Raw genomic sequence first — 14,652 nt, forward strand, 5'->3', positions numbered from 1 at the left:
GGATGCGATGACCGCCGATCGATGCCGCGTGCTTCTGGTGCATGCGTGGTTCGCAGACGACAGCTTCTGGAACTACCGCGCCACCTGCACCCTGGTGGGCGCGAAGTATCCCGCGCCCCCGCTGAACCTGATCACGGTGGCCGCCATGCTGCCGCAGGACTGGGAATTCCGCCTGATCGACGAGAATGTCGAGGCGCTGACGGACGAGGCGATCGACTGGGCCGACCTCGTGATGTGCGGCGGGATGCTGCCGCAGCGTCCGCGAACGCTGCGCGCGATCGAGCGCGCGCAGGCGCGCGGCAAGCCCGTGCTGATCGGCGGGCCCGACACGACCTCGAGCCCCGGCGTCTACGCGCATTGCGAGTTCCAGCTGATCGGCGAGGCCGAGGGCACGCTCGAGCGCTTCGTCGCCGACTGGCGCTCGGGCGTCCGCGAGGGCGTCTACGAGGCGCCGAAGCACACGGTCGACATCACCACCACGCCGGTGCCGCGCTACGACCTGCTGAGGAAGGGCGCCTATATCGAGCTCAGCCTCCAGTTCTCGCGCGGCTGCCCGTTCCTGTGCGAGTTCTGCGACATCATCGAGCTCTTCGGCCGCAAGCCGAGGACCAAGACGACCGCCCAGGTGCTGGCCGAACTCGACGCGATCCACGCGACCGGCCACAGGGGCATCGTCGATTTCGTCGACGACAACCTGATCGGCAACAAGAAGGCCGTGAAGGCCGTGCTGCCCGAAATCATCGCGTGGCAGAAGGCGAAGGGCTATCCCTTCCAGTTCACGACGGAGGCGTCGCTGAACCTCGCCGACGACACCGAGTTCCTCGAGTTGATGCGCCAGGCCAAGTTCATGGCCATCTTCGTAGGCATCGAGAGCCCGGACCCCGACGTCCTGACGGCAATGCAGAAAAAGCAGAACACCAAGCGGAACATCGCCGAGAGCATCCACCGGATCTATGCCGCCGGCATCGCGGTGGTGGGCGGCTTCATCGTCGGCTTCGACAACGAGAAGCAAAGCGTGGCCGACGACCTCATCGAGCTGATCGAGGACGCGGCGATCTCGGTGGCGATGATCGGTCTTCTGGTCGCGCTGCCGAGCACGCAGCTCGAGCGCAGGCTGGCGCGCGAGGGGCGGCTGCACACGATCGACGACACCGCGATCGAGCACGAATTCCTGCAGGGCGACCAGTGTACGCTGGGCCTGAACTTCGACACGCTGCGCCCGCGCGAGGAGGTGCTGGGCGATTTCCGCTCGGTCGTCGCGCGCGCCTACACGCCGGATGCCTTCTTCGGGCGCATGCGCCGGATGGTCGACCTTCTCGACATGTCGGGGCCCAACGGCAAGCTGCATCGCGCAAGCCTGGTGCACGAGACCCGACAGTTCCTGTCGCTGATGTGGAACGTCACCTGGAAACGGCCCGACATGCGGGCGCAGTTCTGGGGTCTGCTGGGCTACACCCTGCGCCGCAATCCAGGCGCACTGACGCCCGCGATCTCGCTTGCGTCGATGTATGCGCATCTGGGGCCGTTCTCGGCCTATGTGGTCGAGACGATCGGCGCGCGGATCGAGAACGAGGCCGGCACCGACGGGCGGTCCGAGCGCGAGAAGGAACTCCAGCAGCGCATGCTGACCCAGCAGCGAGCGGCGGCCGGCTGAACCGCCAACCGCACGGAGCCGCCGCGGCGATTGCGGCGCGCGCAAGCCACGCCTAAAGCTGTCGGACGGGAGACGGACCGACACGCCGGGAGGGGCGACGCCATGCACGAACTGATCCGGGCGACGGCACGCGAGGTGCTGGCGCGACTGAACTCGGGCGAGATCAGCCACGGAGAGCTGCTCGACGTGCTCGAGGCGCGCGTGGCCGATGTCGACGGCGCGGTCAACGCGTTGCCGACGCTTTGCTTCGAGCGCGCGCGCGAGCGGGCGGCGTCCATCGCCACCCGCCCCGCAACCGCGCGCGGCGTTCTTGGCGGGCTGCCGGTTCCGATCAAGGACCTCTCGGACGTGGCCGGGGTGCGCTCGACCCACGGCTCGCCGATCTATGCCGATCACGTGCCCGCGCAGTCCGCCCATGTGGTCGAACGCATCGAGGCCGCGGGCGGCCTGGTCTATGCCAAGTCCAATACCCCGGAGTTCGGCGCCGGCGGCTCGACCTTCAACGAGGTCTTCGGGCGCACCTGCAACCCGTGGAACCTCGCGCGCTCGGCCGCGGGCTCGTCGGGCGGCGCCGCGGCGGCGCTCGCCTCGGGCACCGCCTGGGTCGCGCAGGGCTCGGACATGGGCGGCTCGCTCCGCAACCCCGCCAGCTTTTGCGGCGTGGCGGGGATGCGGCCGTCGCCCGGGCGGGTCCCCCGTGGGCCAACGGCGGACCTCTTCGGTTCGCTGTCGGTCGAAGGGCCGATGGCGCGCAACCTGGGCGATCTGGGGCTGCTGCTCGACGCCATGGCAGGCGCCGACCCGCGCGAGCCGCTGGCTCAGCCTGCCCCGAATGTGAGCTTCCGCGCGGCGGCCGAGGCGCCCCAGGTTCCACGCCGCGTGGCCTTCACACCCGATCTCGGCGGCCTGACCCCGGTCGACCCGGAGGTCGCCGCGATCTGCGAGGCGGCGGCGCGGCGCTACGAGGCGCTCGGCGCCGAGGTGGTCGAGGCCTCGCCCGATTTCACGGGCGCGCATGAAGCGTTCCAGACGCTGCGAGCCGTGGCCTTCGCGACCGGGCACGCCGCGCACTACGCCGAGAAGCGCGGTCTCCTCAAGCCGGACGTGATCTGGAACATCGAGAAGGGCCATGCCCTGCGCGGCGAGGACGTGGCGCGCGCCAGCCTGATCAGGACCCGGATCACCGCCGGGCTCGTCGACTTCCTCGGCGAGTTCGACCTGTTGCTGAGCCCGGCGACCTGCGTGGCCCCGTTCCCGGTCGAATCGCGCACCGTGACGGAGTGCGCGGGCGTCACCTTCGACACCTATATCGACTGGCTCGCGATGGCCTACGCGATCACGCTCACCTCGGCGCCGGCACTCTCGCTGCCATGCGGCTTTACCCGCGCGGGCCTGCCCGTCGGCCTGCAGATCGTGGCGCCGCTGCGGGCCGAGGCGCGGCTTCTGTCGCTGGCGGCGTCGCTCGAGCGCGAACTCGCGGTCGAGACCGGCCCGATCGACCCGCGTCCGGGCGCGGCCAGCGGCTGACACGAAGCGAAGGGGTGCGCAGAGATCTCGACCGGCGCGGCAAGAGCCCCTAGGGTCGCGGCATGAGCGCCCGCGAGTCCCTGCATGACAGCCTTGCCGCCGCCCTCGCCTGGCAGATCGAGCTGGGCGCGGACGAAGCCATTCTCGATGCGCCGCAGGATCGCTTTGCCACCGCGCAGGGCGCCGCCGGTGCGTCGCAGGCTCCGGCCGCGCTCCCTGCCGCGCCCCCGAGCACGAGCAACCGACGCGCCGAGGCTCGCCCACCCGAGCAATCGAAGGCGGGCGCCAGACCCGCGCCCTCCGCGAGCGCACCGATCGACGGCGCGGATGCCGAGGCGGACGCGACGGCGATCGCCGCCACCGCGAACACGCTGGAGGAACTGGCCGAGGTGATGCGCCGGTTCGAGGGATCGGACCTGCGGCTGGGCGCGAAAAACCTCGTCTTCTCCGACGGCACGCCGGGCGCGCGGGTCATGGTGATCGGCGAGGCACCCGGGGCCGAGGAAGACCGCGTCGGCCGCCCCTTCGTGGGCCGCGCGGGCCAGCTGCTCGACCGCATGCTCGGGGCGATCGGCCTGGCGCGCACGGCGCCCGACCCGGGCGAGGCGGCCTACATCACCAACGTGCTGCCGTGGCGCCCACCGGGGAACCGCACGCCCTCGTCGGCCGAGGCGGCGCTGTTCATGCCGTTCCTGATGCGGCACATCGAGCTCGCGGCGCCCGACTTCATCCTCGCCCTGGGCAACACCCCGGTGCAGGCGCTGCTGGCCACCACCACCGGGATCACGCGCATGCGCGGACGATGGCGTCGGCACGAGGCGTCGGGCTGCCTGGTGCTGCCGAGCTTCCACCCCGCCTATCTGCTGCGCAGCCCCGAGCGCAAGCGCGAGGCCTGGCGCGACCTGCTGGCGCTGCGCGCCGCGCTTGACGGCGCCCCCGTCGCGCCCGAGTAAGCGCTGATCCGAAGCCCGCCGAGGACCATCATGAGCCGCATAGACGAAAAGCGCCCCTTCATCCCGGTCAACATCGCGATCCTCACGGTCTCGGACAGCCGCACGCCCGAGGACGACCGGTCAGGCTACCTGCTGGTCGAGCGGCTGGAAGCCGCCGGACACAAACTCGCGGCGCGGGCCATCGTCACTGACGACCGCGACGCGATCGAGGCGCAGCTTGGCAACTGGATCGCCGACCCCGGGATCGACGTGGTGATCTCGACCGGCGGCACCGGCCTCACCGGGCGCGACGTCACGGTCGAGGCGCACCGCGCGGTTTACGAGAAGGAGATCGACGCCTTCGCGACTGTTTTCACCCATGTCTCGATGGCCAAGATCGGCACCTCGGCGGTGCAGAGCCGGGCCTGCGGGGGCGTGGCGCACGGGACCTACCTCTTCGCCCTGCCCGGGTCGCCCGGCGCCTGCCGCGACGGCTGGGACGAGATCCTGAAGTGGCAGCTCGACTATCGCCACATGCCGTGCAACTTCGTCGAGATCATGCCCCGGCTCGAGGAACACCGCCGCCGGAAGTGACGCTGCGCACGGCGCAGGACGCTCCAACCCCGTCACTGCCACCACAATTCGGCCCCGAATCGGCGTCATCCTGCACTGTGGTGATGGATGCGGGATCGTGCGGCCATCGAGATGGTGAACCGGTCCCGAGGGATGGGAGCGGTTCGTCCGATGGCACGTTCCGGTGCGAGCGCGACTAGCCAGCGCGCCCTGATCGACGTTGGCTACCTTGACCGGCTCGAGTCGACGCTGGGCGCCGACAGCCTGGCGGAGCTCCTGGCCGACGGCATGCTCGAACTCTCCGACCGGATCGACACGCTTCAGAAGCTCGCAATGGCGGGCGACAGGGTCGCGGTCGCGGCGCTTGCGCACGACATCGTCGCAGTTTCGGGCCACATGGGACTTGGCGCGCTGTCGGCGGCAACGGCCGAACTGTCGCGCGCCCTGCGCGAGAAGGCCGATATCGGCACCGAGCGCGGCCTGACCGGCGTCGTTGCACCGGTCATCGCGATCGCCCAGCCATCGATCGACGCCCTGGCCAAACGCCACGGCGGCGGTGCCGCGAGCGCCTGAGCGGCGTACACTTCCCACATGCCACGAGATTGCGTGGGCCGACGGGACACTGGCCCCGGCCACTACGCCTCGCGCGCACATCTTGCGCTTCGCGACAGTGCGGCAGCGCTTTGCCCGGGCGAGCGCGCATTTCTGGGCGCGCCATGTGCGCAGGTGTCTTGCCGTATCGCCGCTCCTGCCCCTAGGCTCGCGTCCCAGACCCGAGGCGGGCGCAGAACAAGACCACAGGAGAGAGCAGGATGACCGACGAGAGCGTGGAGATCTCCTCCGGAGCCGCGGCGGAGACCTCGGACGAGGAGCAGGCTTCGGTTCCGATCACGCTCGTGGCGTCCGACAAGCTGGAAGAGGCGCTCGCCAGGCTCGCCCCCGCCGAAGCCGCGTGGGCGCGCGCCAACGGGTTTCGCGGCGCGCTTGGTGCGTCGCTCGCGCTGCCGGACGCTGAAGGTGGCATCGCGCGCGTGCTCGTCGGCTGGGGCACGCCCGCCGAGCGGCGGCGGACGCGCTTCGGGCTGGGCCGCTTCGCCGACACGGCGCCATCGGGCATCTACCGGCTGGAGACCCCGCTCGATCCGGCCGAGGCCGAGGAGGCGGCGCTGGGCTGGCTGCTCGCGCGCTACCGCTTCGACCGCTACCGCAAGGCATCGGAACGGGGCGAGGCGCATCTCGCGGTGCCCGAGGGCGTCGATGGCGAGAGGCTGGGCAAGATTGCCGAGGGGGTGTTCCTCGCGCGCGACCTGATCAACGCGCCGGCCAACGAGATGGGCCCCGCGGCGCTCGAGGCGGCCGCGCATAAGCTGTCCGAGCGCCACGGCGCCGAGATCGGCGTCACGTCGGGCGACGCCTTGCTGGACGCGAACTTTCCGCTGATCCACGCCGTGGGCCGCGCCAGCGCCGAGGCGCCGCGGCTGATCGACATGACCTGGGGCGACGCGGACGCGCCACTGGTGACGCTGGTGGGCAAGGGTGTGTGCTTCGACACCGGCGGGCTCGACATCAAGCCCGCATCGTCCATGGGCCTGATGAAGAAGGACATGGGCGGCGCGGCGACCGTGCTGGGGCTTGCGCACATGATCATGTCGCTGGGGCTGAAGCTGCGCCTCAGGGTCCTGATCCCGGCGGTCGAGAACGCGGTCTCGGGCGCAAGCTTCCGGCCCGGCGACATCCTGCGCTCGCGCAAGGGGCTGACGGTCGAGGTCAACAACACCGATGCCGAGGGGCGGCTGGTGCTGGCCGACGCGCTGGCGCTGGCCTCGGAGGAGGCGCCCGGCCTGATCATCGACATGGCGACGCTGACCGGCGCCGCGCGCGTCGCACTGGGACCGGAGGTCGTGCCCTTCTACACCGACGACGACACGCTGGCCGCAGACCTCGCGCGCGCGGCGGTGAGGGTCTCCGACCCGATGTGGCGCATGCCGCTCTGGCCCGGCTACGAGGCCGATATCGAGCCCGGCATCGCCGATCTCGACAATGCGCCGGCGGGTGGAATGGCGGGCTCGATCACCGCGGCCCTGTTCCTGCGGCGCTTCGTCGACCAGACGGCCTGGGCGCATTTCGACATCTACGCCTGGACGCCGAAGCCCAAGCCCGGCCGCCCCAAGGGCGCCGAGGCCCAGGCGGCGCGCGCCATCCTTGCGGTTCTCGAACAGCGGTACGGGCGGTCATGAGCGGCAAGGACACCCGGCTGGCGCTGTCGCAACCCGGCGCCTCGGCGGTAGACGCGCCCGACATCGCGGCACCCGATGCCGGCCCGACCCCGATGCGCGTCATCGCCCCGACCGCGCCGCTGATGCGCGAGGCCGGCGGTGGCCGTCGCGGGCTGGATACCGAGCTCCTGCTGGGCGAGAGCTTCGTGGTCGAGGAGGTCACCGGCGAATGGTGCCGTGGGCGATCCGCACTAGACTGCTATCGCGGCCATGTCCCGGCGAAACTGCTGGGCCAGCCCGGGGCCGAGCCCACCCATCGCGTGGCGCGGCTGATGACGCATCTCTATGCCGAGCCCGACATCAAGACCCGGCCCCTTGCGACGTTGTCCTACGGCTCGCGGCTCGCCGTGGTCGATACGACCGACGCCAAGGGAACGCGCGCGCCGATGGCGCGGCTCGCGCGGGGGGGGCTCGTGATCGCCGACCACCTCGAGCCGCTGGTGCAGCCGGCGCAGGACTGGGTTGCCGAGGCCGAAAGGCTGCTCGGCGTGCCCTATCTGTGGGGTGGGCGCAGCAGCTTCGGGATCGACTGCTCGGCGCTGGTGCAGCTTGCCCGGCAGGCGGCCGGCGCCGAATGCCCGCGCGATTCGGGTGATCAGGAGCAGGCGCTGGGTGCGACTCTCGCGCCGGGAACCACCCCTGCCCGCGGCGACCTGATCTTCTGGCGTGGCCATGTCGGGATCATGCTGGACGCGGTGCGCCTGCTGCACGCCAATGCCCATCACATGGCGGCGGCGATCGAGCCGCTGGCCGAGGCCGTCGCCCGGATCGAGGCCGCGGGCGGCGGGCCCGTGACACGACATGCCCGGCTCGACGGCGGGGCCCGCGACCGGTAGGATCGCGCGAAAATCCCGATGGCAGGGAGCAGATGGAATGACTCGCATCCGGCGCGGTCTGAGGGCCGTGACGCTACTTCTTTCGGTTGCCGCATCGGCGGGCTGCGCCGCGCAGGCGAACACTGCCGCCGCGCCCACGCCGCAGACCAAGCCCGTGGCGCCTGAGCCCCCGCAGATGCCGCAGGTGAGCTTCGCCGAGTGGCGCGTGGCGTTCCGGGGACGCGCGCTCGCCCAAGGCATTCGGCCCGAGGTCTTCGACAGCGCCTTCGCCGGGGTCGAGCCCAACATGCGGGTGGTCGAGCTCGACCGCTATCAGCCCGAGTTCGCGCGCCCGATATGGGAGTACCTGGACAGCGCCGTCTCGGACAGCCGCATCTCGACCGGCCGGCGGCTGGCAGCCGAGCGCGCCGCCATGCTGGGCCAGATCGAGGTGCGCTATGGCGTCGACCGCGAGGTGGTGCTGGCGATCTGGGGGCTCGAAAGCGCCTATGGCGCCAATTACGGATCGATCCCGGTGATCGAGAGCCTCGCGACGCTGGCCTACGAGGGGCGCCGGCGCGACTTCGCCGAAGCGCAGCTGGTCGCGGCGCTACGCATCCTGCAATCGGGCGACATCGTGCCCGCGCGCATGGTCGGCTCGTGGGCGGGCGCAATGGGCCACACCCAGTTCATCCCGACCAGCTTTCTCGACTACGCCGTCGACTTCACCGGAGACGGCCGGCGCGACATCTGGGCGGCGGACGCGGGCGACGCGCTTGCGTCGACGGCCAATTACCTCTCGCGCTTTGGCTGGACGAAGGGCGCGCCAGTCGCGGTCGAGGTGCGGCTGCCCGCGAGCTTCGATTTCCTTGCCGCCGACGAATCGACCCGCCGGCCGGCTGCCGCCTGGTCGGCGCTGGGAGTGTCGACCATCGGCGGCGGCGCGCTGCCTGCCGGCGACGACGTTTCGATCCTGTTGCCCGCCGGCGCGGCGGGACCGGCCTTCGCCGCCTATCCGAATTTCGGCGTGATCCGCCGCTACAACAACGCGACCTCCTACGCCCTAGCGGTTGGGCATCTGGCCGAGCGCATTCGGGGCGCCGGGCCCTATGTCACCCCATGGCCGCGCGGCGACCGGCCCCTGTCACGCAACGAGACCATCGAGTTGCAGGAGCGTCTCACCGCGCTTGGCCACGACACGCAGGGCGTAGACGGCATCGTGGGGCCAAACACCCGCGCCGCGATCCGCGCCTTCCAGGTCTCGCAGGGCATGACGCCGGACGGCTATCTCTCCGCTGCGCTGCTCACGCGGGTCCGGGCGAGTGGTGGCTGAGGACCAAATGGCACGGGTCACCGACCCGGCCGCGGCCCATCGGCTCAACCGGATTGCCGGAGTGGCGGCGATCGCCACAGCGATCGTGCTGATCTGCATCAAGGGCTGGGCCTGGTTCGCGACGGGGTCGCTTTCGGTCGCCGCCAGCGTCGTCGATTCGGCGCTCGATCTTCTGACCTCGGCGGCGAATCTGGCCGCGATCCTCTATGCCGCCCGCCCGCCCGATGCCGAGCACCGGTTCGGCCATGACGCGATCGAGGATGTCGCCGCGCTTGGCCAGGCGCTGATCGTCGCGGGCTCGGCCCTCGCCATCGGCTGGAACGGGGCCCAGCGCCTGATCGAACCCGTCCCGTTGGCGGCCGAGGGGGCGGGCATCGTCGTCATGCTGGTCTCGCTCGCGCTGACGGCTGCCCTCGTGCTGTTCCAGCGCCACGTCGCGCGCCGGACGGGCTCGCGCGTCGTGGCGGCCGATGCGCTGCACTACCTGTCGGATGCCTTGCCGGCGGGGGCCGCGATCGCCGCGCTGGGCGCGTCGGCCTGGTTCGGCGTCCTGTGGCTCGACCCCGTGCTATCGATGCTCGCGGCGGCAGTGCTGCTGCATGGGGCATGGAGCATCGCGGCGGGGGCCTTCGCGGGCCTTCTCGACCGCGAACTCGAGCCCGAGCAGATCGACCGGATCGCCCGGATCGCGCGCGAGACCGAGGGCCTGCAGGGATTTCACGACCTGAAAACGCGGCGCTCGGGCTCGCGCGTCTACATCCAGATCCATGTCGAGATCGATGGCAGCCGGACGTTGAGCGAAGCCCATGCGGTGGGCGCGACCCTGCGCCATCATCTGCTTCGAGAATTCCCCCGCGCCGAGGTGATCGTCCACAAGGATCCTGTCTGAGATGTGAATTGGCCTTGCAACCTCTCTCGCAACCCGCGCGTTTAATACATAGCTTGTGACTGCGCCCGCCGCCCTTCGGCGGCGCGAGCGAGCGATGGTGATCGCCCGGACGCCAGCGCAAGCAAGGCCCGTCGCACTGCGCCGGGTCATCATCTCCGGGCAACACATGAGGTCATACATGCACAAAGCGCTATTCCGCAGTATTGCCGCCGGCGCGATCGGACTGGGCCTCTTTGCAGCACAACCGTCCGCGCTTGCGCAGAACACCCTGATCGAGAAGACGACCGTGGACGCCGCCGCCAGCAAGGCGGACCAGGAGCGCCAGATCGTGGCGATCATCGAAGATGCATATGGTCGCAACGCCGTGGTCAACACCGGCAGCGGGCTTCCACCCGAGATCGACGACCGCATCTATGCCGGCGGCACCCTGCCGACCGAGGCGCAGGCGCGTCCCCTGCCGGACAAGATCGCGGGCAAGCTTCCCCAGGTCACGCCCGGCGCACGTTGGGTCGGTGTCGGCAAGCACCTTGTCGAGCTGGGATCCGCGGACCGGATCGAGACGGTCATCTACTACGCCCTGCCCTGACGCAGGCGCCGACGCGGGGCAATCGCCCCGCGTCACCCTCCCCCCGACACCATGTCACGCCGCGCCGGCCACCGAGAACACAGTCAGGTGCCGATGCCCGCGGCTGGCCCGAACGGGTTCTGCTGCGCCGCGGAGGCCCGCGCAGGTCGGAAACCCATCGCGCCGCGTCGCATCCCCCCAAGCCGGTTGCCCGGTGATCCGCCATGGTCGCGCTCGAATTCGCGTCGACCGGGAGGAATAGGCGATGAAAACGCATGCGCGTGCGGTTGTGGTGGGCGGCGGTGCCGTCGGCTGTTCGATTGCCTATCACCTGGCCAAGGCCGGGTGGACCGACACGGTCCTGCTGGAGCGCGACGAGCTGACCAGCGGCTCGACCTGGCATGCCGCGGGCCTGCTGCCGCTCTTCAACATGAGCTACGCGACCACCCACATCCACGACTACTCGGTGAAGTTCTACAAGACGCTCGAGGCCGAGACCGGGCTCAACGCGGGCTTCAGCGTGGTCGGCAACCTGCGCATGGCGCAGACCCAGGCGCGCATGGACGAGTACATGCTCTACGCCTCGACCGCCGAGACGGTGGGCATCCCCTTCGAGTGGCTCAAGCCCGGCGACATCAAGGACCGCTGGCCGCTTGTCCGGACCGACGACCTCCTCGGTGCGATCTACCACCCCACCGACGGCTACATTAACCCCGCCGACGTGACCCAGGCGATGGCCAAGGGCGCGCGCCAGCGTGGCGTCGAGATCGTGCGCAAGGCGCAGGTCGACAGTTTCCACCGCGAGGGCGGCGAGTGGGTCGTGCGCGGCCGGATCATGGGCGACAGGGGCGGCAATCTCATCGCCACCGACGAGCCTTTCGAGATCCGCTGCGAGCATGTCATCACCGCGACCGGCAACCATGCCCAGCGCACCGCGGCGATGATTGGCTGCTACATCCCGGCCGTTCCCGTCGAGCACCAGTACATCGTGACCGAGCCTGACCCGGCCCTGGTCGAGTTCCGCAAGGCCCATGGCGAGCACCCGGTCCTGCGCGACGCCGATGCCAAGTGGTACGTCCGCGAGGAGCGCGGCGGCTGGATCCTCGGGCCCTACGAATGGGGCGCGCCCGCCTGCTTCAAGTTCGGCGTGCCCGACAGCTTCCGCGCCGATCTCTTCCCGCTCGATCTGGAACGGATCGAGGAAGAGTACATGTCGATGATCCACCGCATCCCCTCGTCCGAGCATGTGGGGCTCAAGGACGACTTCAACGGGCCGATCTGCTACACGCCCGACGGCAACCCGCTGGTCGGGCCCGCCCCGGGGGTCGAGAACTTCTGGTTCGCGGAAGGCTTCAGCTTCGGCATCACCGCCGCCGGCGGCACCGGCCACTATCTCGCCCAGCTGATCACCGAGGGCGAGGCCGAGATCGACATGTGGGCGCTCGACCCGCGCCGTTACGGCAAGTGGGTCAACCGCGAATACGCCACCAAGAAGAACGAGGAGTGCTACGCGCACGTCTTCATCCTTCACCACCCCGACGAGGAGCGCGAGGCGGCACGCCCGCTGAGGACCGCGCCCAGCTACGACCGGATGAAGGCGCGCAACGCCCAGTTCGGGCAGGTGAACGGATGGGAGCGGCCGATCTACTTCGCCAACACGCCGGACTTCGACGACCACGCTGCGCGCTCGTTCCGCCGCGGCGGCTGGTGGAAGTTCGCCGAGGCCGAGGCCCGTGCGGTGCGCGAGGGCGTGGGCCTCTTCGACGCGACCGCTTTCACCAAGCACATCATCAAGGGCCCCGGCGCAACGGCCTTCCTCGACTGGCTGACCTGCAACAGGCTGCCCAAGGTCGGGCGCATCAACCTGACCTACGCGCTGACCGATGCGGGCACCGTGCGGACCGAGTTGACGATCGTGCGCCTGGCCGAGGACGAGTACTACTGCGTCACCGCGGGCGCCGCGCAGGCCTATGACCACGACTACCTCGTCAAGGAGGCCGCGAAGAAGCGCGAGGAGTTCGGCTGGATCGAGATCCAGGACGTCTCGACCCAGTGGGGTGTCTTTGCCATTGCCGGGCCCAAAACCCGCGAGGTTCTGCGCCCTCTGGTGGTCGATACCGACCCGGCGAGCGCATTGTCGAACAAGCGGTTTCCCTGGCTCTCGGCCAAGACGATCGATCTTGGCATGTGCCCCACGCTCGCGATCCGGGTGGCCTATGTCGGCGAGCTGGGCTGGGAGCTGCACCACCCGATCGAGATGCAGAACTACCTCTTCGACCGGCTGATGGAGGCGGGCGAGCCGCACGGCCTAAAGCTGTGCGGATCGCGCTCGATGAACTGGCTGCGGCAGGAGAAGTCCTACCGCGCGTTCGGATCGGATCTCGGCCGCGACGCGACGCCGCTCGAGTCGGGGCTGCACCGCTTTGTCGATACCGAGAAGGACTTCCGCGGCAAGGCGGCGATGGAGAGGACCGGCATCCGTGCCGCCTGCATCACCGTGCTGATCGACGGGCCCGACGACACCGACCCCTGGGGCAAGGAGGCGCTGCTCGCCGACGGCCGCAAGGTCGGCCGCCTCACATCGGGCGGCTACTCGGTCCATTTCGGCAAGCAGATCGGCATCGGCTATGTCGAGCCGGGCTATGCGACGGTGGGCCAGAAGCTCAAGGTGCGCATGCTCAACGAGCTCTGGGACGCCGAGGTGGTCGAGGAAAGCCCCTACGACCCGACCAACGCCACCATCCGCAAGGACGGCTGAGCGCGGCGCCCCCTCGCGCTGTGCGCCCGGCCGGGTTAGGCTGGCCGGGCACCGGAGGGAGGGGATGCAGATGAGGCTATCGGCTCGACGCCCGGGCCACGGCGACCGCCGCTGCCACTTGATGCCCGAGGGTGAGGCGTGGTGGCCGGGATGGGCGGCCTGGCGGGGCGTGCACCGGCTTCTGGCGGCGGCATCCGTGGTTCTTCTCTCGGCCCTGCCCGGCCTTGCAGGCACTTCCGAGATCGCCGGCACCGTGAACTGGACCGACGGAACCCGCGTACCCCCCGGGGCGCTGGTAACCGTGAAACTGCTCGATGTCGGCCAGCCCGAGGGAGCGGTCGAGCTTGCATCGATCGTGCTCAAGCCCGGGGACGAGGCGCCGCTCGGTTTCCGCCTGCTTTATGACGAGGCGCTGATCGCACCAAGGGGCAGCTACCGCCTGACCGCCCGCATGGCCGTCGGCAAGCTCGCGCTGATGGAAAGCCTGCGCTCGACGCCCGTGCTGACCGTCGGCGGCACGGCCGATCCCGAGATCCTGCTCGAACGGATCAGGATCGCCGCCGGCGCACCGGAACGCAGCCCCGTCGGCCGCGAATGGGTCGTGGCCTCGATCCTCGACGAGCCGGTCACCGGCGCGGTCCGGGTGACCATGATGCTCGGCGACAACGGCACGGCACAAGGCTCATCGGGCTGCAACACCTTCACGGCAAGCTACGAGCTTTCACCGGAGGTGCTCGATCTCGGGTCGATCAAGCTGACCAAGCGCGGCTGCTCGACACCGATCATGCGCATCGAGCGAGGCTTTCTCAAAGCGCTCAGGGACGTCCGCGGCTGGCGCATCAACGACCAGCAACTCCTGCTGCTCGACGCGGCGGGAACGGTGATGATGCGCCTCGACGAAGGGCGCTGATCGGCGCCCTATTGGTCGGGGATCAGGGCCGTTCGGGTGATCAGCCACTCACCCTGGCGGCATTCCAAGATATTGAGCGAACATCCGCCCTCCTGGGTCGGCAACCCGTCCGGACCATCGACGATCACCGACCAGTGCAGCAGGCAGTGGGCGTAGAAGCCGTCCGAGTGGTACTCGACGATGTCGATCCGCTTTTCGCGTTCCGAATCGTCGAACCAGTCCCGGTGGACGCTCTGGATCGCCGGGCGCCCGGTCACGATCGGCTCGAACGGGGTCATGATCACACCGTCGGGTGCATAGACCGCGGCGCAGCCGTGCGCGTCATGCGCGGCATAGGCGCTGAGATAGTCCTCGATCAGGCCCTTGAGCTGGGTCTCGAATCTCATGAGCGAGTTCCCCGCATTGATTTCCCGTCATACG

General features: G+C 69.8%; 13 protein-coding genes. 12 read left to right on the forward strand and 1 reads right to left on the reverse strand.

Annotation, left to right across the window (positions count from 1 at the left end; genetic code table 11):
• Window positions 1–7 precede the first annotated feature (7 nt).
• The 12 genes from H0I76_RS14230 (at window position 8) to H0I76_RS14285 (ending at window position 14,232) form a co-directional block, all read left to right on the forward strand.
• The gene (locus H0I76_RS14230) at window positions 8–1,654 is read left to right on the forward strand and encodes a B12-binding domain-containing radical SAM protein (protein WP_200611010.1); all 1,647 of its coding nucleotides are present in this window, start codon (window positions 8–10) and stop codon (window positions 1,652–1,654) included.
• A gap of 102 nt (window positions 1,655–1,756) precedes the next feature.
• Window positions 1,757–3,181 carry an amidase gene (locus H0I76_RS14235; RefSeq protein ID WP_200611011.1) on the forward strand — a complete coding sequence of 475 codons (1,425 nt, stop codon included), beginning with the start codon at window positions 1,757–1,759 and terminating at the stop codon, window positions 3,179–3,181.
• Window positions 3,182–3,243: 62 nt separating this feature from the next.
• A complete protein-coding gene (locus H0I76_RS14240) occupies window positions 3,244–4,134 on the forward strand; it encodes a uracil-DNA glycosylase (protein ID WP_200611012.1) in 891 nt (296 codons plus the stop codon).
• Between the two features lie 30 nt (window positions 4,135–4,164).
• On the forward strand, window positions 4,165–4,707 hold the full coding sequence (moaB, locus tag H0I76_RS14245; RefSeq protein WP_200611013.1) for a molybdenum cofactor biosynthesis protein B: 543 nt from the start codon (window positions 4,165–4,167) through the stop codon (window positions 4,705–4,707).
• A 150-nt stretch (window positions 4,708–4,857) separates the two neighbouring features.
• Window positions 4,858–5,259, forward strand: coding sequence for a hypothetical protein (locus H0I76_RS14250; protein WP_200611015.1), 402 nt, complete (start codon window positions 4,858–4,860; stop codon window positions 5,257–5,259).
• A gap of 239 nt (window positions 5,260–5,498) precedes the next feature.
• Window positions 5,499–6,923, forward strand: coding sequence for a leucyl aminopeptidase family protein (locus tag H0I76_RS14255; RefSeq protein ID WP_200611018.1), 1,425 nt, complete (start codon window positions 5,499–5,501; stop codon window positions 6,921–6,923).
• On the forward strand, window positions 6,920–7,798 hold the full coding sequence (locus tag H0I76_RS14260; protein ID WP_200611022.1) for a C40 family peptidase: 879 nt from the start codon (window positions 6,920–6,922) through the stop codon (window positions 7,796–7,798). The genes H0I76_RS14255 and H0I76_RS14260 overlap by 4 nt, the downstream gene beginning before the upstream one ends.
• Before the next feature lie 37 nt (window positions 7,799–7,835).
• Window positions 7,836–9,110, forward strand: coding sequence for a lytic murein transglycosylase (locus H0I76_RS14265; protein WP_200611025.1), 1,275 nt, complete (start codon window positions 7,836–7,838; stop codon window positions 9,108–9,110).
• Between the two features lie 7 nt (window positions 9,111–9,117).
• Complete coding sequence (locus tag H0I76_RS14270) at window positions 9,118–9,999, forward strand: cation diffusion facilitator family transporter (RefSeq protein ID WP_200611028.1); 882 nt, start codon at window positions 9,118–9,120, stop codon at window positions 9,997–9,999.
• A 178-nt stretch (window positions 10,000–10,177) separates the two neighbouring features.
• On the forward strand, window positions 10,178–10,585 hold the full coding sequence (locus tag H0I76_RS14275; RefSeq protein ID WP_200611030.1) for a hypothetical protein: 408 nt from the start codon (window positions 10,178–10,180) through the stop codon (window positions 10,583–10,585).
• 244 nt (window positions 10,586–10,829) lie between these two features.
• Window positions 10,830–13,322, forward strand: a complete 2,493-nt coding sequence (locus tag H0I76_RS14280) for a GcvT family protein (protein ID WP_200611032.1) — start codon at window positions 10,830–10,832, stop codon at window positions 13,320–13,322.
• Window positions 13,323–13,392: 70 nt separating this feature from the next.
• Complete coding sequence (locus tag H0I76_RS14285; RefSeq protein ID WP_200611035.1) at window positions 13,393–14,232, forward strand: META domain-containing protein; 840 nt, start codon at window positions 13,393–13,395, stop codon at window positions 14,230–14,232.
• An 8-nt stretch (window positions 14,233–14,240) separates the two neighbouring features.
• On the opposite strand, the gene H0I76_RS14290 is transcribed toward H0I76_RS14285, so the two are convergent.
• Window positions 14,241–14,618, reverse strand: coding sequence for a YybH family protein (locus H0I76_RS14290; RefSeq protein ID WP_200611037.1), 378 nt, complete (start codon window positions 14,616–14,618; stop codon window positions 14,241–14,243).
• Between the last annotated feature and the right edge of the window lie 34 nt (window positions 14,619–14,652).

Origin of the sequence: Thermohalobaculum xanthum (genome assembly GCF_016623495.1) — a bacterium.
GTDB classification, from domain to species: domain Bacteria; phylum Pseudomonadota; class Alphaproteobacteria; order Rhodobacterales; family Rhodobacteraceae; genus Thermohalobaculum; species Thermohalobaculum xanthum.

What these genes read in the sequence shown, in the direction of transcription:
- H0I76_RS14260 (WP_200611022.1), top strand. Translation starts at nt 6,920, where the DNA reads ATGAGCGGCAAGGACACCCGGCTGGCGCTGTCGCAACCCGGCGCCTCG.
- H0I76_RS14235 (WP_200611011.1), top strand. Translation starts at nt 1,757, where the DNA reads ATGCACGAACTGATCCGGGCGACGGCACGCGAGGTGCTGGCGCGACTG.
- H0I76_RS14290 (WP_200611037.1), bottom strand. Translation starts at nt 14,618, where the DNA reads ATGAGATTCGAGACCCAGCTCAAGGGCCTGATCGAGGACTATCTCAGC.
- H0I76_RS14280 (WP_200611032.1), top strand. Translation starts at nt 10,830, where the DNA reads ATGAAAACGCATGCGCGTGCGGTTGTGGTGGGCGGCGGTGCCGTCGGC.
- H0I76_RS14255 (WP_200611018.1), top strand. Translation starts at nt 5,499, where the DNA reads ATGACCGACGAGAGCGTGGAGATCTCCTCCGGAGCCGCGGCGGAGACC.
- moaB (WP_200611013.1), top strand. Translation starts at nt 4,165, where the DNA reads ATGAGCCGCATAGACGAAAAGCGCCCCTTCATCCCGGTCAACATCGCG.
- H0I76_RS14270 (WP_200611028.1), top strand. Translation starts at nt 9,118, where the DNA reads ATGGCACGGGTCACCGACCCGGCCGCGGCCCATCGGCTCAACCGGATT.
- H0I76_RS14230 (WP_200611010.1), top strand. Translation starts at nt 8, where the DNA reads ATGACCGCCGATCGATGCCGCGTGCTTCTGGTGCATGCGTGGTTCGCA.
- H0I76_RS14265 (WP_200611025.1), top strand. Translation starts at nt 7,836, where the DNA reads ATGACTCGCATCCGGCGCGGTCTGAGGGCCGTGACGCTACTTCTTTCG.
- H0I76_RS14250 (WP_200611015.1), top strand. Translation starts at nt 4,858, where the DNA reads ATGGCACGTTCCGGTGCGAGCGCGACTAGCCAGCGCGCCCTGATCGAC.
- H0I76_RS14275 (WP_200611030.1), top strand. Translation starts at nt 10,178, where the DNA reads ATGCACAAAGCGCTATTCCGCAGTATTGCCGCCGGCGCGATCGGACTG.
- H0I76_RS14285 (WP_200611035.1), top strand. Translation starts at nt 13,393, where the DNA reads ATGAGGCTATCGGCTCGACGCCCGGGCCACGGCGACCGCCGCTGCCAC.
- H0I76_RS14240 (WP_200611012.1), top strand. Translation starts at nt 3,244, where the DNA reads ATGAGCGCCCGCGAGTCCCTGCATGACAGCCTTGCCGCCGCCCTCGCC.